Annotated in this window: 19 protein-coding genes; 2 read left to right on the forward strand and 17 right to left on the reverse strand. The window is 59.1% G+C overall.

Annotation, left to right across the window (positions count from 1 at the left end; translation table 11 throughout):
• Positions 1-21: 21 nt before the first annotated feature.
• The 3 genes from DXT77_RS21935 to DXT77_RS21945 all read right to left on the reverse strand — a co-directional run bounded on the left by DXT77_RS21935 (position 22) and on the right by DXT77_RS21945 (position 4,396).
• Positions 22-1,047, reverse strand: coding sequence for an ABC transporter permease (locus DXT77_RS21935; protein ID WP_119429135.1), 1,026 nt, complete (start codon positions 1,045-1,047; stop codon positions 22-24).
• Positions 1,040-2,596: a sugar ABC transporter ATP-binding protein gene (locus tag DXT77_RS21940; protein ID WP_119429136.1), complete on the reverse strand. Its 1,557-nt coding sequence runs from the start codon at positions 2,594-2,596 to the stop codon at positions 1,040-1,042. The genes DXT77_RS21935 and DXT77_RS21940 overlap by 8 nt, the downstream gene beginning before the upstream one ends.
• Positions 2,597-2,827: 231 nt before the next feature.
• Positions 2,828-4,396: a winged helix-turn-helix domain-containing protein gene (locus DXT77_RS21945; protein ID WP_119429137.1), complete on the reverse strand. Its 1,569-nt coding sequence runs from the start codon at positions 4,394-4,396 to the stop codon at positions 2,828-2,830.
• 242 nt (positions 4,397-4,638) lie between these two features.
• Between DXT77_RS21945 and DXT77_RS21950 the strand changes: the two genes are divergently transcribed.
• Both DXT77_RS21950 and DXT77_RS21955 read left to right on the forward strand, forming a co-directional pair.
• Positions 4,639-5,391 carry an SDR family oxidoreductase gene (locus DXT77_RS21950; RefSeq protein WP_119429138.1) on the forward strand — a complete coding sequence of 251 codons (753 nt, stop codon included), beginning with the start codon at positions 4,639-4,641 and terminating at the stop codon, positions 5,389-5,391.
• 43 nt (positions 5,392-5,434) lie between these two features.
• Entirely contained in the window at positions 5,435-5,848 is a 414-nt protein-coding gene (locus DXT77_RS21955; RefSeq protein WP_119429139.1) for a cupin domain-containing protein, read from the forward strand.
• 15 nt (positions 5,849-5,863) lie between these two features.
• Here DXT77_RS21955 and DXT77_RS21960 read toward each other — a convergent pair whose 3' ends face one another.
• The 14 genes from DXT77_RS21960 to DXT77_RS22025 form a co-directional block, all read right to left on the reverse strand.
• Positions 5,864-6,535 (reverse strand): methionine ABC transporter permease, encoded by a 672-nt coding sequence (locus tag DXT77_RS21960; protein ID WP_119429140.1) that lies wholly within the window; start codon positions 6,533-6,535, stop codon positions 5,864-5,866.
• Positions 6,532-7,332, reverse strand: a complete 801-nt coding sequence (locus tag DXT77_RS21965) for a methionine ABC transporter ATP-binding protein (protein ID WP_119429141.1) — start codon at positions 7,330-7,332, stop codon at positions 6,532-6,534. The genes DXT77_RS21960 and DXT77_RS21965 overlap by 4 nt, the downstream gene beginning before the upstream one ends.
• Entirely contained in the window at positions 7,329-8,138 is an 810-nt protein-coding gene (locus DXT77_RS21970; RefSeq protein WP_119429142.1) for a MetQ/NlpA family ABC transporter substrate-binding protein, read from the reverse strand. The genes DXT77_RS21965 and DXT77_RS21970 overlap by 4 nt, the downstream gene beginning before the upstream one ends.
• 27 nt (positions 8,139-8,165) lie before the next feature.
• The gene (locus DXT77_RS21975) at positions 8,166-9,218 is read right to left on the reverse strand and encodes an isopenicillin N synthase family oxygenase (RefSeq protein ID WP_119429143.1); all 1,053 of its coding nucleotides are present in this window, start codon (positions 9,216-9,218) and stop codon (positions 8,166-8,168) included.
• A gap of 248 nt (positions 9,219-9,466) precedes the next feature.
• Positions 9,467-9,862, reverse strand: a complete 396-nt coding sequence (locus DXT77_RS21980) for a hypothetical protein (RefSeq protein WP_119429144.1) — start codon at positions 9,860-9,862, stop codon at positions 9,467-9,469.
• Positions 9,863-9,982: 120 nt separating this feature from the next.
• Positions 9,983-10,246, reverse strand: a complete 264-nt coding sequence (locus DXT77_RS21985; protein WP_119429145.1) for a PAAR domain-containing protein — start codon at positions 10,244-10,246, stop codon at positions 9,983-9,985.
• Positions 10,247-10,339: 93 nt separating this feature from the next.
• Positions 10,340-10,825 (reverse strand): DUF4265 domain-containing protein, encoded by a 486-nt coding sequence (locus DXT77_RS21990; protein WP_119429242.1) that lies wholly within the window; start codon positions 10,823-10,825, stop codon positions 10,340-10,342.
• Positions 10,826-10,848: 23 nt separating this feature from the next.
• Positions 10,849-11,466: an Imm43 family immunity protein gene (locus DXT77_RS21995; RefSeq protein WP_147407021.1), complete on the reverse strand. Its 618-nt coding sequence runs from the start codon at positions 11,464-11,466 to the stop codon at positions 10,849-10,851.
• A gap of 17 nt (positions 11,467-11,483) precedes the next feature.
• The gene (locus DXT77_RS22000; protein ID WP_119429147.1) at positions 11,484-12,098 is read right to left on the reverse strand and encodes an Imm43 family immunity protein; all 615 of its coding nucleotides are present in this window, start codon (positions 12,096-12,098) and stop codon (positions 11,484-11,486) included.
• 16 nt (positions 12,099-12,114) lie between these two features.
• A complete protein-coding gene (locus DXT77_RS22005; protein WP_119429148.1) occupies positions 12,115-16,821 on the reverse strand; it encodes an RHS repeat-associated core domain-containing protein in 4,707 nt (1,568 codons plus the stop codon).
• Positions 16,818-19,703: a type VI secretion system tip protein VgrG gene (locus DXT77_RS22010; RefSeq protein ID WP_119429149.1), complete on the reverse strand. Its 2,886-nt coding sequence runs from the start codon at positions 19,701-19,703 to the stop codon at positions 16,818-16,820. The genes DXT77_RS22005 and DXT77_RS22010 overlap by 4 nt, the downstream gene beginning before the upstream one ends.
• Positions 19,704-19,832: 129 nt before the next feature.
• Entirely contained in the window at positions 19,833-20,348 is a 516-nt protein-coding gene (locus DXT77_RS22015) for an Hcp family type VI secretion system effector (protein WP_007949952.1), read from the reverse strand.
• A gap of 423 nt (positions 20,349-20,771) precedes the next feature.
• Positions 20,772-21,149 (reverse strand): fe2+ zn2+ uptake regulation protein, encoded by a 378-nt coding sequence (locus tag DXT77_RS22020; protein WP_119429150.1) that lies wholly within the window; start codon positions 21,147-21,149, stop codon positions 20,772-20,774.
• Positions 21,150-21,240: 91 nt separating this feature from the next.
• Entirely contained in the window at positions 21,241-23,445 is a 2,205-nt protein-coding gene (locus tag DXT77_RS22025; RefSeq protein WP_119429151.1) for a TonB-dependent siderophore receptor, read from the reverse strand.
• Positions 23,446-23,549: the final 104 nt, after the last annotated feature.

The raw sequence follows: 23,549 nt of genomic DNA on the forward strand, positions 1-23,549 counted from the left end.
TTGAAGCATCAATGAACCGGCTCAGCGCGCCCGATGCGCGAGGCCGAAGGTGAACATCAGGGCCAGCACCAGCACCAGTCCCTTGACGAAATCCTGTGCGTAGTAAGGCGCGTTGAGCATGGTCAGGCCGTTGAGCAACGAGGCCACCAGCAGCGCACCGACCAGCGTGCCGAACGCGTTGGGCTTCTTCGCCCCGAGCACGGCAAAACCGATCAGCGCAGCGCCGAGTGCATCCAGCACCAGACCGTTGCCGGAGCTGACATCGCCGCGCCCCAACCGCGCCGCCAACAACACTCCGCCGAGCGAGGCCAGTAGCGCCGACAGCACGTAAGCGAGCAGTTTGAAGCGCTGCACCGGCGCACCGGCCAGACGCGCCGCCTGCTCGTTACCGCCAATCGCATAGAACAACCGGCCGATGCGCGTGCGTTCGAGAAACAGCCACACCGCCAGCGCGACAACCGCCGTGATCAGCACCGGGATCGGCACGACGTCCCACAGCCGTCCACGTCCAAGCGCAAGAAACAGCGCACTGAACGAGCCTTCTGTTTCATCGCCATTGGGCAGGGTCATGCCCACCGCAATCGAGCGCCCGCCCGTGGGAATCAACTGCACGCCGATCACCACGAACATGCTGCCCAGCGTCGCGAGAATGTCCGGCACGCGCATCTTCACGATCAGCCAGCCGTTGAGCAGCCCGACCAGCGCGCCGCCCGCCAGACTGATCAACACCGCCGGCAGCGTGCCCCAACCGAGCACCACCATCACGTAACTGGCGATCATCAGGCTCATGGCGGCCACCGCGCCGATGGACAAGTCCAGCCCGCCAACGGCCATGGTCAGGGTCACGCCCAACGCCAACAACGCGACAATCGACACCGACTGCAAGATGCTGAACAGGTTGCCGACCCGCAGAAACGCAGGCTCCGCCACACTGAAAAACACCACGATCAACGCCAGTACCCACAGCAGGCCGTAACGGATCAGCGCCTGCACGAAGCGCTCGGACGTCGCCGGGGCGGATGACAACAGGGAACTCGAATCAGGCACTCGCTCTACTCCTTGGCGCGGCTTGAACAAAAGAACTTTGCGGATCGGTGCCGGCCAGCGCAGCGACCAGAACGGCGCGATCCAGACCGGCACGGGGGTACTCGGCGACCACCGCGTGATCGCGTATCAGCAGAATCCGGTCAGCGATCTCCAGGGCTTCGTCGACATCCGCACAGATCACCAGCGTGGCGCGGCCTTCAGCACTGTCACGCAGCAGTTGACCGATCTCGCGTCGGGCACGTACGTCTACGCCCTGAAACGGCTCGTCGAGGATCAGCACCCTGCCCTCGCCAAGCAGCCAGCGACCGAGCACAACTTTCTGCTGATTGCCGCCGGACAGCGCACTCATCGGCACATCGATGCCGGCAGTCTTGATCCCCAGCGCCGCGACCTGCGCCTCCACCGCTGCCGCTTCGGCTCGGTTGCGGATGAAACCGCCACGGGTGAAGCGTTCGAGAAACGGCAAGGTCAGGGTTCGGCGCAGGGAGAAATCCGGCACCAGTGATTGACTGGCCCGGTCTTCGGCGGCGAAGAACACGCCGCTCTGGATCGCCTGACGCGGCGAGCCCGGCTGCCAGTCGGCGCCGTCCAGTTGCAAAGACCCGGACAAGGGTTGGCGCAGACCGAACAGCACCTCGGCGATCTCGCTTTTGCCAGCGCCGAGCAGTCCGGTCAGCACCACCACTTCGCCTTCCTGCAGGGTCAGGTCAAATGCTTGCGTGCGTGGCAGCAGTTTCACTCCGCACAGCTTCAGCACTTCGCGCCCTGCGGTTCTCGGCGTGTAGACATGCGCCTCCAGCGCCTGGCCGAGCATGGCTTCCAGCGCTTGAGGCAATTGCCGTGCGTTGAATTCACCGGCCAGTTGCCCGTCACGCAGGACGATGGCTCGATCCGCCACCCGTTGCAGATCCGACAGGCGATGGGAGATATAAATGATCGCCACGCCCCGGCTGCGCAAAGTGTCGATCAGACTGAACAGACGTTGCGCTTCGGCATCCGAGAGCGCCGCCGTGGGCTCATCGAGAATCAGCAATCGAGGTTGCAGAGCGAAGGCACGGGCCAGCACCACCAGTTGCCGCTCAGCCTGGCCGAGGTGTTCGATTGGTTGCTCCAGCGGCAACTCCAACCCGAGGCCGGCGGCAATGCTCGCGGCACGTTCCAGCAGGCGTTTGCGGTTGAGCCAGAAGTCGCCGTCCGGACGGCACAGCTCATCGAGCAGCAGGTTTTCCGCCACGCTCAATCCGGGCGCGATGCCCTCGTTGATTTGCTGATGAACCGCAACGATGCCGACCCGCCGCGCTGACAGCGGCGAGTTGAATTGCCGAGGCTGACCGTCCACCTGAATCTCGCCACTGTCGGCCGACTGGCTACCGGCGAGGATCTTCACCAGCGTCGATTTACCCGCGCCGTTGGCACCGAGCAGCGCCACCACTTCAGCGGGAAAAATCTCCAGGCTGACCCGATCCAGCGCACGGTTCGAGCCGAAGGTCTTGCTCAGTTTACGCACACGAATCAGCGGCTCGCAGGCCACAGCGACAGGCGCACTCATACACATCCTTATCGGCGACAGGCCAGTTCATGGAGCCCGTCATCAAGAAATGTTTGCAGAGCCTTTGATCGATTCAGCGCGCGCCGTCATGGCAATCGAGGGTTCTATCGTTTGCAGATCTGATGGGTTAGTCAGTAAAAGCTAAACGATCTTAAAAACAACAAACAAATACCGTTTTTGCATTAGCTTAGGTTCACTGCAGCCGTGCCCGGCGCGTCTCTGTTCAAGCGTTCACCCAGGCAGCCCCGCCAGCCGAAGCCCCTCAATCAAGCGGGCGAAGTCTTCAGGACGCTGAATCGGCAGCCAGTCCTTGAGGTGGCCAAGGCGCAATGCAGGGTTCAGCGTCTGCAAGTGCTCCATCGCCCGACGGGCTTTGTCCTGCCGACCACCCAAGGCATGACTGGCCGCCAGCAGCGCCGCTGCGACCAACAGCGTGGGCAGGTTGCCCAAGGCTTTTTCGGCGAAATCTGCGGCGCTGTCGAAGTCCCCGGCGAAGTAATGCGCGAGGGCCATGCCGACATGCATCCTGAACATCTCCGGATCCAGTGGACTCAAGCGAACGGCATGATTCAAGTCCTTGATGGCAGACGCGGTTTCCCCGCGAAGGACACGCAGAATCCCGCCCAGAAACCACGCAGGCGCGAGATTGGGATTGAGCAGGCGTGCGCGGTCAAGCAAGGCAATGCCACCGTCGACATCACCCGCCAGGTGCGCAAGGGCATGTCCACCACGTGTCAGCGCCACGGCATCGTCGCGCCCCAGCGTGACCGCCAGACGCGCCAGTCGAATCCCCTCGGCGATCTCGGCCGGCCGATCCACCATCCAGCCATTGAGCTTGCGCCAGAAGTGGCACCAGGCGGCCATGCCATAGGCCGAAGCGAATTCCGGGTCGAGTTCGAGGGTCTTGTGGAACATCGGCAGCGCCTGTTCGATGGCCTCCTGAGTGCCGCTGTGCAGTTTTGCCATGGCCCGCAGGTAGTAATCGTAGGCGTCCAGGCTCTCCGTCGGTTTGCGTTTGGCCCGTTCGATCTCCGCGCGCTCCAGTTGAGGTGCGATGGCGCCGACGACGCTTTCGGTGATCCGGTCCTGCAGCTTGAAGATATCGTCGAGCGTGCCTTCGAAACGCTCGGCCCAGATGTGTGCCCCGCTCGTGGCATCAATCAGTTGCCCGGTGATGCGCACCCGATTTGCGCATTTGCGCACACTGCCTTCCAGCACATAGCGCACGCCCAGTTCGTGCCCGACCCCTTGAGCATCCACCTCTCGCCCCTTGAACGTGAAACTCGAATTGCGCGCAATGACGAACAGCCAGCGCAAACGCGAGAGCGCAGCGATGATGTCCTCCACGACGCCGTCGGCAAAGTAATCCTGTTCGGGATCGCCGCTCAGATTCTGGAATGGCAGAACGGTGATCGAGGGTTTGTCCGGCAACGCCAGCGCGCGGGGAGTTGCAGTTAAGCCCTCGACGGTGTCCGGCACAGATCCGGTCAGGTCGGCACCGACCCGGCCAATGAAACGATAGCCCTTGCGGGCGACCGTACGCAGCAGACGCTGCTCTTCACCGGTATCACCGATGGCCTTGCGCACGGCATTGATGTGACTGGTGATCGTCGACTCGGAAACGACACGACCGCTCCATACCGTGTCGAGCAATTCGTCCTTGCTCAGCACTCGGTCGGGGTTGCTGACGAACAGCAGTAACAGATCGAAGACCTGCGGGCCAACAGCCACGACCTCTCCGCGCAAGGTCAGCTCGCGGCGCTCCGGGTCGAGTACGTAGTCTTCAAACATGAATGGCACAGCGAACGTCCTTTGGCGAGGCGCCTTCGACTCCGTGTTCCGGGCGGCAGAGGGTGAGAGGTCGAGAACGATAATACGCCTGCCTTGAACACGCCACTGTGTCCATCGCGGCGCACTGGCTGGACAGAAATGCAAGGGTTCGACAAGGCAAACCCAAGACCGCCACAAGGACTTCCCTCCCTCGCAGCGGCACTCTTCATTCCACGGGCGCCAATGGTTGGCGTCATCGAGGAGAGAGACCCATGAAGATCGTCGTTATCGGAGGCTCCGGCCTCATCGGCTCGAAACTGGTGACCCTTCTGCGCGAGCGCGGCCATGACGTGCTCGCCGCCAGCCCGAGCACGGGCGTCAACAGCATCACCCGCGAAGGACTGGCGGCCGCGATGGACGGCACCGATGTGGTGGTCGACGTCGCGAACGCGCCGTCCTGGGAAGACCAGGCCGTCCTCGACTTCTTCGAGACCTCGAGCCGAAACCTGCTGGCGGCCGAAACGGCTGCCGGGGTGCGCCATCACGTCGCGCTGTCGATTGTCGGTTGTGAACGATTGCCCGAGGCCGGCTACATGCGCGCCAAGGTAGCCCAGGAAAACCTGATCAAGGCGTCCGGCCGCCCTTACTCGATCCTGCGGGCTACGCAGTTTTTCGAGTTTGTCGCTGGTATCGCTGAATCCTTTGCCGTCGCCGATGAACTTCGTGTGCCGCCAGCGCTGATTCAACCGATTGCCTCTGACGACGTGGTAGCCGCGTTGCTCGACGTCGTTCTGGCTGCTCCGCTCAACGGTTCGGTCGATGTCGGCGGGCCCGAGGCGCTGCCGCTGGACGAACTGGTCCGACGTTTTCTGCAGGCGAGCCAGGACAACCGCAAGGTCGTACCGGACGTGCACGCACGCTACTACGGGACGCTGCTCGATGATCAGTCGCTGGTCACCGGCAAGCAATCGCGCCTGGGTGCCATCCGCTTTGAAGACTGGATCGCTCGGTCGACAGCGCGATAGCCGTTCGCGCCATTCCCTTCCCTGTCTGCCAAGGAGACACATCATGGTTATTCGATTTTTTCTGACTGCCGTATTCGCAACGCTGTCGATCAGCGCAGCGTCGGCCGCCGAGCCCCCCGCCGGCAAGGTCTCGGTGGTGTTTGATCGACCGATCCCCAACATCCCCGGCAAAAGCATGCGAGGGGTGGTCGTCGAATACGGGCCCGGGGCCGCGTCGCCGTCCCATACCCATCCGAAGACCGCCTTCATCTACGCCACGGTGCTGGAAGGTTCGTTCCGCATCAAGGTCAAAGGCGAGCCGGAAAAGATCTACCACGTCGGCGAAAACTTCGTCGAGGAGCCGGGCTCCGTGCATCTGGTGAGCGCCAACGCCAGCGACACCGAACCTGCGCGCCTGCTGGCGGTTTTCGTTCTCGACACCGACGAGACGGCGCTTGTCACGCCTCTGAATAAATAACGCCCCAGCCAACCGTCAACGTCGATGAGCCAGCGACCGCACCAGCCGGTCGCCCAGGCTCTGCACACCCTGGACGAGGATGACCAACACCACCACGGTGGCGACCATCACTTCATTGTTAAACCGCTGATAGCCGTAACGGATGGCCAGATCGCCCAGTCCGCCGCCACCGATGACCCCGGCCATGGAGGAAAAACCGATCAGCATCACCAGCGTCAGGGTGACGCCCGCCAGCAGGGCCGGCAGTGCTTCGGGCAACAGCACTTTGAAAATCACATGACGGATGTCGCCGCCCATGGCGAGGATCGCTTCGATGCGGCCCTTTTCCACTTCGTCCAGGGCGTTCTCGACGATCCGTGCAAAAAACGGAAAGGCACCGATGGTGATCGGTACCACGGCGGCGGTGCTGCCCAACGTGGTGCCAACCACCAGGCGAGTCAGCGGGATCAGGGCAATCAGCATCACCACAAACGGCAGCGAACGCCCGATGTTGATCACCGCGCCCAGTGCCTGATTGATTCGGGGCAACGGGTACAAACCCTGACGCCGACTGATAAACAGCAACACCCCCAGCGGCAGGCCGATCAACAGTGTGAACAGCCCGGCGAGCAGCACCATGTACAGGGTTTCGCCCGTGGCGTTGAGCACCAGTTGCAGGATTTCATTCCAGTCGATCACGCGGTTCATGAGTGGGCCGCCCGTACGCCGTATTGCCGTAGAAAACTCAGGCCCGGTGCGTCGTGCCCCAGCGGCAAACCGCAACTGGGCCGCAGTGACGCGCCGAGTGAGGACTGTGGGTCGGCGAGCAGTCTGGCGACCGGCCCCGCCTCCACCAGCCTTCCATTTGCCATGGATGCGGCGTGATCGCAGATCGACTTGACCACGTCCAGCTCGTGGGTGATCAGCACGATGGTCAGTCCGAGCTGACGATTGATGTCGCGCAACAACTCCAGAATCGAAGCCGTGGTTTCCGGGTCGAGAGCGCTGGTGGCTTCATCCGACAACAGATACGCCGGCCGCGCCGCCAGGGCCCGGGCGATCCCGACCCGCTGCTTTTGTCCACCCGAAAGTTGTGAAGGAAAGGCTTCAGCCTTGTCGCTCAGGCCCACCAGATCCAGCAGTTCCCGAACCCGCTCATGGCGCTGTGGATTGGCGACTTTGGCAATTTCCAGCGGCACTGCGACGTTGTCGAACACGTTGCGGGAATGCAGCAGGTTGAAACCCTGGAAGATCATGCCGATGCGCTGACGCTGACGACGCAGTTCCTGATCGGACAGCGCGGTGAGGTCTTCGCCATCCAGCAGAATCCGCCCGGCGTCCGGACGTTCGAGCAGATTGAGGCAGCGCAGCAGTGTCGATTTTCCCGCACCGCTGCGCCCGAGAATCCCGTAGATCGCGCCATCGGGAATGCTCAGCGACACCTGGTCCAGCGCCGGGGTCGATGCTGACGGATAGGTCTTGCTCAACCGCTCGACGACGATCATGGCTTGGCATCCGCCACCGGGATCACCGAGCCCTTGAAGCTCTCGGCGATGTACTTGGCCACTTGCGGCGAAGTCAGGTCCCTGGCCAGTTGCTGGATGCGCGGATCGTTCTCCAGTTTTGGCGTGGTCACCAGAATATTGGCGTAAGGATTGTGCTCGGCCTTCTCCAGCCCCAGCGCATCCCTGGCCGGCACCAGCCCGGCTTCCAGCGCGTAATTGCCGTTGATCACCGCCAGATCCACGTCGTCCAGTGCGCGAGGCAGTTGCGGTGATTCGATTTCGAGGATCTTCAGGTGTTTCGGGTTTTCGGCTATGTCCTTGGGTGTTGCCTGATCGGCCGCCGGGTCATTGAAACCGGGTTTGAGTTTGATCAGGCCGTTGTCCTGCAGCAGGTACAGAGCGCGGCTCAGGTTGGTGACGTTGTTCGGCACCGCGACCGTGCCCTTGTCCGGCACCTGGGCGAAGGTTTTGTGGCGATGGGAATAGATGCCCAGCGGTTCGATGTGCACCGTGGCAGCCACCGCGAGTTTTTCGCCGAGGGCCTTTTCCTGGGATTGCAGGTACGGCAGATGCTGGAAGTAGTTGGCGTCCACATCGCCGTGCACCAGCAGTTCGTTGGAGTTCACGCCCTGGGGAATTTCGATCACCTTGAGGTTCAGTTGCGGATCGATCTTCTGGATGTACGCGAGGATCTGCGCGTGGGGCACGGGGTCTGCCGCAACCCGCAACGGCTCCAGTGCCTGAGCGCCAAACGAAGTCACCAGCGCGCCGAGGACGGCCAGGGTCAAGCCTGCTGTTTTCAACATGAGGAGCATCCTTTAGCGAGTGATGGATCAGGCGTTTGCGGTCTTGCGAGCCGCTGGTTCGGGCAGCAAGGCGTCGGCGTAGAAGCGACGCGCCACATCCGGGTGCGAACGCAGCCGGCCCTTGAGGTAGTTCCAGCCGACGTCACGAAACAGCGGATTGAGCGGATCGCTCGCCGGCCCCCGCGCTTCGCGCAGCAACACCGCCGGCAGCGGGTACAGCGGCACCACCGCGTCGAGTTGTGCGCCAAGGAAAAACGCGATGGACAACCGTTCACTGCCCGCCGGCGGCGACACCACGCGATGCACCGTGGCGCGCAGATAACCGTTGGTGGCCAGCTCCAGCAGCTCACCGATATTCACCACCAGGGTGTTGTCCCGTGGCAACGCGTCGATCCAGCGCCCCTCTTCGATCTCCACTTGCAGACCGGCGTGCCGGTCTTGCAGCAGGAAACTGAGGAAACCCGAATCCTTGTGCGCGCCGACGCCCTGATTGCTCGCCGTCGAGGACTGTCCCGGATAGCGCATCAGCTTGATATGTTCGTTGGGTTTGTCGCCGTATAACCGGTCGAAGGCGTTCTCCGGCAGCGCGAGTGCCTGAGCGAAAGCACGCAGCAGACGCAGCGACATGCGGGTCATTGCTTGCTGCCAATCGAGCAGCAACGGTTTGAGTTGCGGCAACGCCTCGGGCCATTGGTTTGGCCCCTGCAGACGCTCCCACAGCGGACTGTCGGCCGTCAGCGGCAAGACCTCACGCTCGGCACCCAGGTCGAACTGTTCACGTTGATCCGGCTGGCCGCGAGTGATCTCGGAAGCGGCGCGGTTGTAACCGCGAAAATGCGGCGAATTGATCATGCCGACGGCGGTTTTCTCGCTGTCGGGCAAGGCGAAGAATTGCCGGGCGTGGTCTTGAACTTGCTTGAGCAGGCTGGCGTCGATGCCATGGCCGGTCAGGTAGAAGAACCCGACATCGCGAGCAGCGTGACGCAAGTCATCGAGAAAGGTCTGGCGCTGCTGCGGCGTACCGTCGAGCTGCGACAGATCAAGGGTCGGTAATGCGGTGATGTCCAAGGTATGCGGCATGATTCACTCCCGTGTGAATCAAACCTGAAGAGCCTGTGATCGATTCAGCGTGTGCCGTCATGGCAATCGGGGGTCTGTCGGTTTGATGCTTTTGATTCGTCTGTGAATCAAAACTAAACGATATTAAAAACACCGAACAAATACCTTTTTTGCATTAGCTTAGGCCTGTCTATCACGGGCTCAACTGACCTGAAGACCGACCGCAGCAATCGACTTGCCGTTGCAGTCAGTCCTGAATCGGCTGACGGCTACAGACCGACGCGCTTCAACCCTTCGCGCATGCCCTGATCCGCTTGCTCGCACCATTGTTTGAGCGTGAGGTTCGGCGGCAGATTGGTTTCCAGGTTCTTGTATTCCCCATCCGTGAACACTTCGCCTTTACGGCCAGATTGTTCGTTCTTGTCGCCGTCGCGCTTGTCGAAATCACCTGGCATGTTGCCGACAAATGCGGCCATCTTGTTGGCGTTCTCGGTGCTGTCCGCTTTCAGGAATCCCTTGTCGACACAGCTTTTGATCAGGCCTGACATGTTGCGACCATTGTCGTAAATCCCTTTCAGGGTGGCGGCGTCTTGCCCTTCGGCGTGGGCGAGTGAGTGGGTGCCAAACGCGGCTGCCATGGCGAGAATCAAAGAAGCGGTCTTCATATTTATTCCTTTAAATGGTGGAGAGTTTTGAGCTCTTGTTCGGGTGAAGCGGGTTTTGTTGAAATGACGAGCCGAAAAGTCCGCGTCATGGGAGACGGCAATCAATGCACAGATATGGATTCAACTGACCACGGCCCCTTTGGGTCCACTGGCGATCAACGCTGCACCGCAGGCGGTTTTCATGCCGTCGAGCGCGATGGGCACGCCATCGACGGTGTAGGTGCTGCTGCCCTCGGCAATCGGGAAAACCCCTTTGCACAATGGGCAACTGACCATGTGGCCGACCCCGGCAATCGGCTTGCCGTTGAGATCGGTCCGGGAGAAGGCTTCGAGCACCTTGCCACCGTGGGTGGTGGGGTCGCCGAGGCGGATTGCGTCTTTCATGTTGTCATTCCTTTGACCAGGTTACTCAGCCATCCACACATCTTCGTACCCTTGGGTATCGATGATGAATTTTGCGCCCGTGGCGCAGGGTCGTCAGCCTTCGAGCCACCAGTTCAACAGCGTCTCGTCATCATCGTCATCCAGGTTCTGATAGATGTTGGCGTAATACCATTGAATCCCGGTTCTATCGCGAAACCGGTCGAAAACCTCGTTGATCTTGTTCATCCCGTTGCTCGCAGGAACGGCCAACGAAAGATTGCCCTCAAGCACTCCGTCCAGCGTTCCACCCAGTTCACGCCGGACATCGCTTTCCAGCTCAGCGATATCCGCAGCAGAAATGGAATCGGTATAGATGTGAATGCAAAAGTTACCACCTCGTTCAAGCACCACCGAATGGGTGTTTTTGTTTTCAATCGAGATGACGTCTCCGCGAGCCATATTCAGCGCCAGCCCGGGTGAGGACAGCAGTTCATAGGCTGTCGCGCCTACATGACGAGCCGGGAGTTCCTCGTACACCGGGCCATCAGAGCTATTACCTGCAAATACCTGAATATGAACAGAACTGGTTTTATCGACCAGGCGAAAATCCGGTTTTACATCTTTCAAATTCGTCTAATCCCTGACCAGACAACCGTTTCCAAAGGGGTGAAATCAATACCCTTGAAATCGATTGCCGCATCCCTGAACGCCTCAGAGCAGATCAAGCTATCACTTCCTGATACCTGTCTTCTGTACTTGAAAAGATCGAGTTTCCAATCATTACCGAGAATTAATTTTTTGAACCTGATTGGCCTGCCCTTTTCCTCTACAAACGTAGAGGTTGGATCGCAGTTTGTCCGTACATCCAACTCATCGAACAACACAGCATTGTATTGTTTTGAGGAAGTGCGTTTTCCGCTCTCCGAAAGCACGTCAATCCTGACGCTATCAACCACATTCACGTTGAAGCTATTGCAGGCTGCTAAAAATTCGTCACTCACCACATAAAAAAATTTCGAAACGCTGCGAATATCGAATTCATAGCTTTCATCTTTGGAAATTAAAACCATGCCCTCCGGAAAGGGTGTACGCGGCCCGGGCTTCCCCCTTTCCGCGTACCAGGGAAAAAAACCAAATTCAACATCTCTTGTGCAGGAATAATATCTGTCGAAAAGATCAGCACGTAAAATCCCGGCAGGACAGCCTTGCTCCTCTTTCTGTGAAAGCACATAAAAATTCATAAACTCTGTGCTCGCAGTCAAATAGGTCTCACGCCCGACCAGATCACATCCTTCAGAGGAGTGAAGTTCACCCCTTTGATCCCCTCCGCGAGCTTCTTGAACTCACTGGAACAGATAAGCGTATTACTACCTGAAATCAGCCCCTTGAACTTGAACAGATTCCGATTAAAGCCTGCTGGCAATACAAGCTTTTTGAATCTGAAAATCAATCCATCCTCCTCTATAAAAGTCGATGCCGGGTCAGTCTGCGAGCGCGCATCCAGTTCCTCAAAAAGAACAGCATTGTAGTTTCTGGATGAAATACTTTCTCCAGCTTTGGAAACCACCTTGATTGGCACCGAATCAGTAACAGCAACATCCAACTCGCTGCAAACAGACATAAATTCGTCACTGACTATATAAAAACGGGCAATGCTACGTATATCAAAGTCATAGAACTTGTCTTTGGAAATAAGCACCATGCCTTCTGGATAAGGCGTGTGAGTTTTGTAATGAATTTTCTCCGCATACCACGGAAAAAAACCATGCTCGACGCCCTTGGTATCTGAATAGAATTTATCGTAAAGATCCGCCTGCAAGAATCCGACCGGGCAACCGGACTCTTCTTTTTGAGAAAGCACAAAGTATTCCATAATCCCTTCTCCCTGCTTATCTAAGTCTGCGCTGTGTTGTGCCAGGCACGGAAAGACTGGCTCTCAGTCTTGTCTGAATCGCGGATATCTGAGTTCGCGCCTGCGCTTCGTCAATCACACCAGCTTCATATTTGCTTCTGACGGTCGTTACCATGTTTTCAACCATCGGGCTGTAGACCTTACCATGCGACCCACAATGGTAAAAAACACGCTTGGTTTTCTTGGCCTGATCGGCACTGTCGGGCATCAACAAGCCGTTTTCCTTTTTATCGCGTTCTCCACCCATCCCGATATCCGAGAAGAAGCTGGCCTGCCGTCCCCACACTTCCTCGGGAATCAGGTGATGGGCCTGCATCTTGTCATGGGTTTTTCCGCCCAGTGCCCGATTGAGTGCAGTGCTGCAAAGACCGTTCGGATCAACCCACTGGGTGGGGCTGAGTGCATATTGATAGAAGTTGATACCACCCGCGTACCCGATCGGATCACGAGAAACGAAGCGACCGACGTCTGGATCGTAGTACCGGTGACGGTTGTAATGCAGTCCGGTCTCGTGGTCGTGATACTGACCCTGGAAGCGAATAGGGTTTTTCAACCCTTGCAGCAGCGCTGATGATGAACGCTGTTCAACCGCCCGCCCCCAAACTTTGTAATGCGCGCTCCAAGCCACATTGCCTTGCTGATCGGTCATTTCCTGGGGTGTCCCGAGGTGATCGCACTGATACCAGGCAATCGCATCAAACGGGTGCGGAACCGGAGCGTGATTCCACAATGGATCTTCGTCCGCAGTGTAAACGTCACCGTATTCAGGTTGAGGCACCAGACGAACAGGCTGCTGACTCAGCGCCTGTGCCACGGGATTGTAGGTACCCGGTTCGTAAATGTAATGAACCGTGCGACCAGTATCGCCATCCAGTTGCGGGGGACTGCTCTCCCACGCCAGATTGTCACCATCCCAACCGAACATCGTGAAGCCACAGTCATGCTCACGCTGTTTGCGGGCATGTTCATTACGGTTCCACAGAGAACCTGCCTCTGGACGGTGCTTGTAGTGCGCCCGAGAGTTTTTGTACAAGCGGCGACCTAACGGGTCGTACGCATAATCCACCGACAGACGATCATCTTCGAAATGCACCAGGCGATCGAACAGGTCCCATCGCATTTCGCAGACGCTGCCGTTACTCCAGCGCTTGATCTGATTGCCGCGTTCGTCGTACTCATAATGCGTGCCCGCGTACTCACCCAACACGTTATCCGGCAGCTTGCTTCGCGCCGGCTCCTGGTCCAGAGGCCGGCGGACTTCAAAGGCTCGTTCATCCAGGAGATTCCCGGCGGGATCGAACGCAAAGGTTTCGACCCCTAGACGCGTAGCGGCACTGATCAAACGACCGACAGGATCATAACGATAGGAAAGCGGGCCCCGACGACTGTCATTGATGTCCGTAAGCTGGCCAGCGGCATCGTATTGGTAGTCACGCTTGAGCAGCACGGACTTATCGGCACTGCGCTCCAGAACTTGCGCTTGCAAGCGCCCGGCCGGGTCCCATTTCTGCGTTTGCAGCAGATGGTTTCCCTGATGACGAGCGACTTCACGGTGCAGGTCATCACGCTCGAATCCGGCCAGTTCATGGTCGTCCAGACGCAATCCCAGCAAGTGTCCGCTGCCGTAGGTCAGCCAACTGACTCGATGTCCATCAGGACGCAGGGTTGCAACGCGTTGATTGAGTGCATCGTACTCATGCTGCCATATGGCGACCATCGGGCTCTCGAGGCCCAGATAGTGTTGATGCTCACGCAGGATGTTGCCCGCCGGATCATGGAACCACTGCAAGCGGCTATCGGCGTTGCAAGCCATGATCAGTTTGCTGTTGCCGTCGTAATCGAAGGTTTCGCTTTGCTGCTGATCACCCAGAGTTGCTCTGCGCTCAATCAAACGATTCATTGAGTCAAAACGAATCTCGACGCAATGTTCACCGTTGTGGATTTTCGCGAGCCGCCCGGTTTCCGGCTCGTACGAATAACGGGTTGAACGCCCGTCAAAAGCTGTTTCTTCCAACAAACGACCGACCGGATCGTAGTTGAAGTGAGCGCGACGTTCGTTCTCGTTCTCCAGTGCAATCAGTCGACCGAGCTTGTCCCAGCGATAACGAACGGCATGCTCCAGCGCATCGACCCGCTCGGCGATCAGCCCCGCCGCGCTGTACTTCCACGTTGTGCAACGGTCCAGACCATCGACATGGGCCAGCAATCGGCCCTCTGCATCACGCTCGAAGCGCTCCTCGGTCTTGTCCGGGTGCATGATCAACGTCAACTGCCCGGCACTGTATCGGTATTCGGTACTGTGGCCGGCAGCGTCCGTGAAGCAAATCATCTGGCCGCGTTCGTTGTACTCCCAGGCACTGGTCTTGCCTGAACAATCGACGTACTCCACCAATTGTCCGGAAGCGTTGTAGGCCAGTTTCTTTTCATTGCCGTTGGCATCTTTGACCGAGGTTGGCATCCCGGCCGGGTTGTAAGCGTATTCGGTCTTGTTGCCCAGTGGATCGACGCTCTCGACAAGGTTGCCAGCGTCGTCATAGGCCCTTGTCCATTGCCCGCCCTCGGCATCGCTGATTTTGATCAGTTGGTCGAGATCGTCGTAGGCGAAGTGGACCACCGTGTCATCGGTGCGAATGTGTTCCAGAAGATTACTTCGGTCATCATAGCTGTAGCGATCCGAGCGCCCATCGGCACGGACGTGGCGGATCACGTTTTTTGCATTATCACGGAAGAACCAGTCAGAGCGATCGTCGGCGTGCCGAATACGGTAGGTGTAACCCAGACTGTCAAAGTAATGCCAGGTCTCATGACCGAGCGCATCCGTGACGTACACCAGTCGAATGTTTTCATCCCATTCCAGGCGGGTATCGAAACTGCCGTCATCCGCCCACTCACGAACGGCCTTGGCGTCTGCACCATGACCCAGCCATTGCAGGTTCATGCCGCGCCCGGTGCGATCGGTATAACGGGTGATCAGGTGATGCTGGTACTGATAACGCCATGCAGCACCGTTTTCATCTTGTGCCTGAACCAGATCGCCCGCCGAATCGTAAACATAGGAACAAAGCTGACGCAGAGGCTCACCGTCACGGATTTCCCAGAGTCCGGTCAAGCGCCCTTGTCCATCAATCATCGTGCCGAGGTGCAGATGCACCTTGCCCGGATCCCCCTCGTACGTAATCAGGTCGGACAGTACTGTCCGATCATCGTAGCGATGCTCGTAATGCAGCATGATGCCGGCGCCGCTGCGCAACTCCACACCAACTAACAGAAACTGCTGGCCACGACGGACATAGGTTTCCTTGCGTTCGAAACCACGGCAGAGCAACAGCTTGTCGTCACTGACGCGGACAACTGTGAGGTTTTCGATCACGTCGTAATGGAACAGATCGACCTTAGGCAATGGATAGTCGTGGCTGCGGCCATCCGCATCGTGGAACTGCAAGGCACCGTCAACGAGGTCGAATCGTGTGGTGAACGAAGTGATCCATCGTGCACCCAGATCGCCTTGGTCATAGGCATCCAGATCCGAGCTGTAGATACGCGTCCACTCGATCGGGAACGGGCCGGTCAGATTGAAATCCGTGTGAGCAATACTTTCGGAGCCCACTGCAAAGCTGATGCTGTCGCAAGTACCCGGGCAGGTACCGTTTTTTTCGGCATTGGGTTTCTTCTTCGCCGGTACTTCCGTTTTCCTGACTTCGGTTCTGCCCTCGCCTGCCCTGTGCTTGGCCTGGCTTGTTCCGCCGACTTTCACGTGACCGGCGACACCACGCCTGTTACGCAGATTCCAGGCCTCGACAGCCTTTGTCAGTACGATCAGCAGCGCACCAATAGAAAACGGCATGTTCGGATTGCTGAGTTTTTTCAGTTGAGCCTTTAGCTCCGGCCCCATGGCAACCAGTATCTTGGTCTGATCGTGAACGAGCTTCTTGGCTTCCCGAGGCAACAGATGTTTTGCAGCGCTATTGACTACGCCCTTTCCTGCGGCCTTATAGACATCGAAGGCTGCGTCAAAAATATTGCTGATGGCCTTGCCGGGATCGTGCAGGAGCTGCCCTCCGACACCATCCATTTTTTTCCCTGCTCGCTTGAGATCAGCGCCAGCATCAAGCTCGGCATCGACAACAGCGTTCAATCCCGTGGCAATCTGCTTGAGGAACTCTTCACCCTTTTGCCCGGCTTTATCCAGCAGATCAGGTAATGCGGATTGGGCGGTCTTAACGAAGTGATCAATCTCGCCGACAATCGTTGCGTTCAAGTGACCGGCAATCACATTGATCAATGCATCGCCCAATAGAGCCTTGCCAGCCACCTTCATTTCCTGCCGGACCAGATAAAGCGTCGGTCGAAGGCTCATGCGTGCCGCAGCCATATTCGCAGGCACTGGTATTACACCGATAAGGTCGATGCCCAGGCTGACCCAATCCAGCGGATCACGCTTTTCACTACGGGATAAAACAGCGATGTCATTCAAGACATCGACCAGTGCCATGATATTGCCGACTACCGGCAGGGCTCCGGCGACATACTTGATTCGCTCGAGGGTGACGTAACCGCCACTGACCTCCTGCAGCCATGCATCGAACTTGGCAGCATCGCGTCCGACATCCGCTACTTGAATCTGATTGAGCGGCACGACAGCAACTTGAGACTCTCGGCTTTGTGTTGCGCTTGCGGTAGTCATGACAGCATCTCACTTGCAATCAGCCCAGGGGTTTCAAGTGAGGATTTTGGTAACGCCGGTGATGGCAGACCCGGTAACTTGCCACTCTTGCTCGCCGTCCCGAGAATCCCCGACGCACTCGGCATCGCCGCACTCGCCAGCTTCGGCAACCCCGCCACCCCGCCCTGCATCACACCTTTCACCTGCTGCGCCGTTTGCATTGCACCCATCCCTGTCTGCGCCAATTCCTTGCCCTTCTCCAACATGTCCCAGTTCTTGCTCGGCAACGCCTGCGCCACCATCGCCTGCACCTGACTCGGCACATCTTCTGCGCCCGGTGGATTCAACGGCCATTCCGGCTTGCCGATGTAGCTGCCCTCGCTCCAGGTGTCTGCCGGATCCTTGCCGAACAGCACCCGCGCCGGTCCCGGTGCGGCGCCCGCCACACTGGCGAAGCCCTTGGCGTCGAGCTTGCCCTTGATGCTTTTGCCCAAGGCATCGATGACTTCGTAGTCGCCTTCCTTGATGCCTTGGCGACCGGCGTACTGGTTGAACAATTCGAGGTTGCCCTTGCCCGGTTTCGGCGGTTCCGGGAACACACCGGCCAGACTTTTGGCGCCGGTGTAGGCGAAGTTCGCCGCATGGGCGGTGTACGGGCCGCTGGTGGCGTGGGTGATGCCACCGGCGTTGTAAGTGGTGGCGCTGCCGCCGCCCTGGATCACCAGTTCGGTCTTGGCGGTGATGGTGATGCGGTCGGCGTTGGCGGTGATGTTGAGTTTGGCCAGCAGGTTGATGCTGTCTTTGAGCGCCTTGACGTCGATGTCGCCGGACGCCGCCACCAGACGCCAGCCCATGCTCTGCACGAACAGGCGCATGCCACGGCTGGCACTGGCCAGCAGGCGTTTGCCGATGGAGAAGCTGGTGTGCCCGGTGCTGCTCAATGCCAGGTGTTCGCCGGTGGCGATATGGCTGGAGCGCGGTGTGGTCAAGGCGATGCCGGCGGGACTGGCGAGCACCAGATGCGGCTCGGTGAATTCGGGAAATTCGTTGGCGGTGAGGTTCGCTGGACCCGAGCCGAGCACGCCTTGGTGCTGGGCGTGCAAGGCCTTGGCCACGTCGTCCTGATCGCCGGCCTCTTGGGCTTGCAGCTCTTTGGCTTGTGTGGCGAAACCGTCCTGTTGATCGCTGGCGGTGGCCAGGCGTTCGGCGGTTTCCGGCAGGTCCTTGTGGTGTTTGGATTCGTTCGGGCGCGGTTCGGTGGTGATCAGCAAACCGGCGCCGGCACGCACGACGCCATGGCGGTCGGTGCGTAGTTCGAAACCTTCGCCGCGTGGCTGGCCGCCGCTCGGGCGCGGGTGGGTCAGGTAACCGAGGTTGATCGCACTGGCGCCGTGATCGCTGCGCAGCGCGATGCTGATCTCGCTGGTGGTGTCGTCGATGCGCAGTTCGTTGGCGCGGCTGCCCTTGTATTCCTTGCTCTTGACCGTGGCCAGGGTCTTGAAATCCGGCAGTTTGTACGGCGGCAGGTTAGCCCCGTGGTACAGGCAACCGGTGATCAGCGGTTGGTCGGGATCGCCTTCGAGGAAGGTGATCAGCACTTCCATGCCGACCCGCGGAATGTTGATCGAGCCAAAGGTTTCGGCGGCCCAGCTGGAGGCCACGCGCATCCAGCAGGTGGTCTTGTCGTCGTGCTGGCCTTCGCGGTCCCAGAAGAACTGCACCTTCACCCGGCCGTACTGGTCGCAGAAGATTTCTTCGCCTTCGGGACCTGTGACCACGGCGCTTTGCGAACCGAGAACCTTGGGTTTCGGGTGGTCCAGTGGCGGGCGGTACGGCACGTCCCACGGGATCGCGCTGAAGCGGTTGCGATAACCCTGATGGAAATCGTCTTTGTTGTCGGTGGTGTCGCTGGTCACCGACTCTTCCAGCACTTGCGGCTGCTTGCCTTCGTGGAAGATTTCGGTGAGCAGCCACAGGTCGTTCCACGTCGGGTTGGCGTGGTCGGTCAGGGCCAGAAAATGCCCGCTGACCAGGATCGGCTGATCGCTGTTGCCCTCGGCCAGGCGATAGTCGCTGCGGTGGCGTTCGAGGTTACGGTTGGCCAGATGCTTGCCGCGCTCGCGGTCCACGAAACGGCCCGGGTAATCGTAATCCTCGAGGTCCGGCTGGGCGCTGCTCTTGGCATCGCTTTCCAGCTCGATCTTCGGTTTGACGAAGTCGTAATCGCGCCGCGTGGTGCGGCTGGTGCGGGTGGCCAGGCGCAGGCCGAAACGCTTGACCACCGGTTTGTCCGCCACCAGCCCGGAGTCCTGCTGATAGGCCACCGGAGCGAGTTTCGGGAACACCGTCTGGTCATCGCCGAAGGTCAGTTTGTGGCCGCTGGCGGTGTGCTGGAAGTGGTAGTGAATACCTTCTTCTTCGCACAGGCGCTGGACGAAATGCAGGTCCGATTCGTCGTACTGCGTGCAGTAGATGCGCTCCGGGTAGATCGCGCTGAGCTGGAAGTGGTAATCGCTGGCGAGGATGCCGTGTTCTTCCAGCACCTGACTGATGATCTGCTGCACGGTCATCTGCTGGAAGATGCGCTGGTTGAAGCGGTGCGCGAGGTACGAAAGCTGTGGTCGCAGGGAGATCTTGTAGCGGGTCAGGCGCTTGCCCGCCTCGCCCTGGGCGATGCTGTAGATCAGCCCGTGAATCCCGGTGCCGCTCGGCGACAGCTGAAGAAACGCCAGTTTGTGCAGCAGGCTTTCGAGGTTGATCGAGGCCTTTTCGCTGACCAGTTCCAGCTCGAATTCGAAGGGCGTATTGAGGGCTTCCCGACCGGTGAACGACAGCACCTGGAAATCGCTGTCCCCGCCATCGATGGTCAGGTTGAAATGGGGCTGGTTGGCCGGTGAGAACATTCCCTTGTCCCTCGCACAGTGCTGCGATGCGCACCCGATCGCTAAGGATCGGGCGACAAAAAAATCCTTGAGTAGTGAAGGTGCCTCGACCGGCGAAACCGGCCGAGGCGGTACAACCATCAGCCGTAATTAAACGACTGGAGCACGCCAGTCATCGGAACCCGAAGTACCGGAGACTTCGTGGGTCCAGGTGATTTTACGGTAGGTGAACTGCACTTCTTCCAGGTGGGTGAAGTGCGCGTTGCCTGGGTCCTGGCAGTTGTGCATTTTGTTGTTGATGGCGACGATGATCGCGTCTTCCAGTTTGGTGGTGTAGTAGTGCTCTTGAGTACCTTGAGCCGAAGTGCGGTACCACTGGATAACGATTTCGCTCATGCGCTCGCCGGAGGTCAGAGCGGCTTGCAGCAGAGGCGAAGCCTTGTCGTAGACCTTGGTGATCACAACTGGCTTGTGCACGCGCTGACCGGTTGGCTGACCGGATTGCGGGTCACGCGGGATGATCACGTCGTGGGTGAAAGCCTGAACCATGACCTGGTCTTCGTGGCCTTCCTGGTAGGTGTTGCCAACGGAGTCGGCAGTGAAGGCGCCGGCAGTGATCAGGCCTTGTTTTTCGCCGGTAACCGACATGTACGCGGGTGTTGCCATGGGATGCTCTCCTTGCTCAAAAGACAGGACCGGACGGCGTGATTGCCTGTCCAGGCGGCAAAGGAGGAATCAAAAGTCATGCCAGCCATCACATGGCCATTACCCATCAAGGGCTTACGAATCTCGCGTGAGAATTTTCCATTCTTTGCTGTAGGAAACAGCGAAAAAGTGCGCAAGAAGTTGCGCAGTACTGTGCAACTTCTTGCGCACTTGGCTGGAGGCCTTGATTAGCAGGGCCTGCCGGGGTTTTGACCGTGATTTTATTACGGACAACTGCGCAACTTTTTGCGCAGTTCAGTAATTTCGATCGACTCCACTGAAACAGGGAAACCGTCCATAGATAACGGTCCGATCAATCCCCAAAACGACAAAACCACCTGCGGCTAAACAGGTGGTCTTGATCTGGCTGAACACAAGTGAATGTCACCGGCCAGCATGCTGCTCGAGCAGCGAGAACGCCTCACCGGTAAACCGATAACTCTTGTCGGGCTGAAACACGATGACGCCCTCCTCGCACAAACGCTTGAGCACTTCCCTGACGCTGATGAACTGAATGCCGCTGACAAACGCCTGCAGATATCCGTGCACTCCACGCCCGCCAACGGCACGTCCTTCGCGTGCGGCAACCAGCAAGGCATCGATCACCTTGATCCGGATCAGGCTGGTGCGCAACCCGTAATAATGCAGCAGCTCACGGATGTGCTCATTGGTGCTGCGCTCGAAATCGAAGGCCCGCTGGCCTTTCGTGAACGGAAACTGCGATTGCTTGCCAGAGGACGTCGATGCCAGGCTGGTTAACATTCGAATGCTCCTTTTTATGATCAGCCGCTGTGCGTAGCTATATATAGAAGAAGGCGCACTCGACGGCTCCGCCATCAAGTGCGCCTCCCGATCAGAAGTCGACGGTCGCCGACAATTGCAACGTGCGTGGATAGCCCGGGGAGAACGCACCGTAAGACGCAACGCCCGACCAGTACTCACGATCAAACACGTTCTGCACCGTGGCGCGGAACGTCGTCGGCCGACCTTCGATCTTGGTGGCGTAACGGGCGCCGGCGTCGATGCGGGTCCAGGATGGCAGTTCCTGAGTGTTGGCCTGATTGACGTATTGGCTGTCGGTATAGATCGCGCCGCCGGTCAGGGTGAAACCTTCGACCCACGGTGTATCCCACTCGGCCCAGAGGTTGGCCTGTACGTCCGGCACGCCCACCGGTTTGTTGCCACGGTTGGCGGCAGTGGCCGAGTCCGTCAGTTCGCCGTCGAGCAAGGTCACGCCGCCCATCAGGCGAGTGCCCGGCGCGACTTCACCGAACATGCTCAACTCGACACCACGGTTACGTTGTTCGGCCTGCACCGAGAACACATTGCCGGCGCCGATTTCACCACTCGGTTTCTCGATCTGGAACAACGCCAGGGTGGTCATGAACGTGCCGTGTTCGTACTTCACGCCGATTTCGTGCTGCTTGGATTTGTAGGGGGCGAAGGTTTCGCCGGAGTTGGCTGCCGTGCCGGGGGCGATGTCACCTTTGCTCAGGCCTTCGACGTAGTTGTAGTACAGCGAAACGTCTTCCCATGGTTTGACTACCACGCCTGCCAGCGGTGTGGTCGCGCTGTCGTCGTAGCGGGAACTGACCGAGCCCGAGGCGTTGTAGTTACGCGACTCGATGTCCTGTCGGCGCACACCGAGGGTCAGTTGAATCCGGTCATCGAGAAAGCCGAGGGTGTCAGTCAGCGCGACGCCGGACAGCTCTGATTCGGAAATGCGCAGCACTTTCGGCGAGTTGATGTACTGCTTGGGCACATCCACAGGGTGGTAGATGTTCGAGCGGATTTCCGTGCCGTTGTTGATGCCCCGGGACAACTCGTCCTGGTAACGGGTCGCCATTATCGTGGTCGTGTGAGTGACCGGACCGGTGGCGAACAGCGCGCGCATCCCCACATCCGCGGTCGAACGGTCGACGTTGAATTTGTAATAGCCAGGGATGTTGCTGGTGTCGCCGGCGTCGTTGAGGATTCGCGGCACCTGGTCGGACATCCGCTTGACGTCCGAACGGCCACCACCCGCGTGCGCAAATACCGTCAGGTTGTCATTGAGGTCGTACTCGCCGCCGAGCAACGCCGACTGCTCCTTGGTGTCCGACCAGCCCCAGTCCTGCGGCAGGTTGGTGCGACCGTTCGGCGCCGATGGAACCTTCACACCCGGTGCAATGGTGAACGGTCGCGAGGCTGCGTCGAAGCTCTCTTTCTGGCTGATGTAATCCAGGTTCAGGCGCAACCGCTCGCCCTTGTAATCGAGAGCGATGGCACCGATGTCTAGCGCGCGCTCCTGATTGTTGATCGCGGTATCGCCGCCCTGGGTGCTGCCGTTGAATCGGATGCCGAACTGGTTATCGCTGCCGAAACGCCGGCTGACGTCCAGATGGCCACCGACTTGCGAGTCGGATGCGTAAGTCCCGGTGAAGCGGGTCAGGTCTTCGTCCAGTGGCCGTTTGGGCACGATGTTGATCACGCCGCCAACGCCGCTGTTCGGCGATATCCCGTACATCAGCGCGCCCGGCCCTTTGAGCACTTCAACGCGTTCGGCGTATTCGGTGAACACCCGGTAGTTGGGCGCTACACCATACACACCGTCGTAGGCCAGTTCGCCGAGGTTGCCCTCGCCTATCGCAAATCCACGGATGAAAAACGAGTCGACGATGCCGCCGGTCTGCCCGGTGGAGCGCACCGAAGGGTCGCGCTCCAGTGCATCGGCCACGGTCACCGTTTGCAGGTCGGCGAGGGTTTTCGCGGTGTAGCTGGTCACGCTGAACGGCGTGTCCATCACGTCCTTGTTGCCCATCATCCCGAGCCGCGCGCCCCGAGCGATCTGGCCGCCGGCGAGCACCTCGGGCAATGCGGTCGCGCCGTTGTAACTGGCGTTGACGTTGGTGGTGTCCAGCGTCAGGCCTTCCGTGGTGACGGCGTCCTGTTGCTCGGGTTGCTTGGGGTCTGCTGCCCAGACAGTGGCGCTTCCTGCGGCCAGAATAGAACTCAGCATGGCACTGCGAATAGCCAGGGTTAACGCGCGTTCACTGCAAGGTCGACGTGCAACAGACATGACGATGGGGTCCTTCTCGAATGGCTCAAAATGGTAATGACTCCTATTTGCCAGCCAGCAATCGAAAAAGTATCAGCGTCGTCGGAAATTTTTTGCCGATCGGT

Source organism: Pseudomonas sp. 91RF (assembly GCF_003576265.1).
Classification (GTDB): domain Bacteria; phylum Pseudomonadota; class Gammaproteobacteria; order Pseudomonadales; family Pseudomonadaceae; genus Aquipseudomonas; species Aquipseudomonas kribbensis.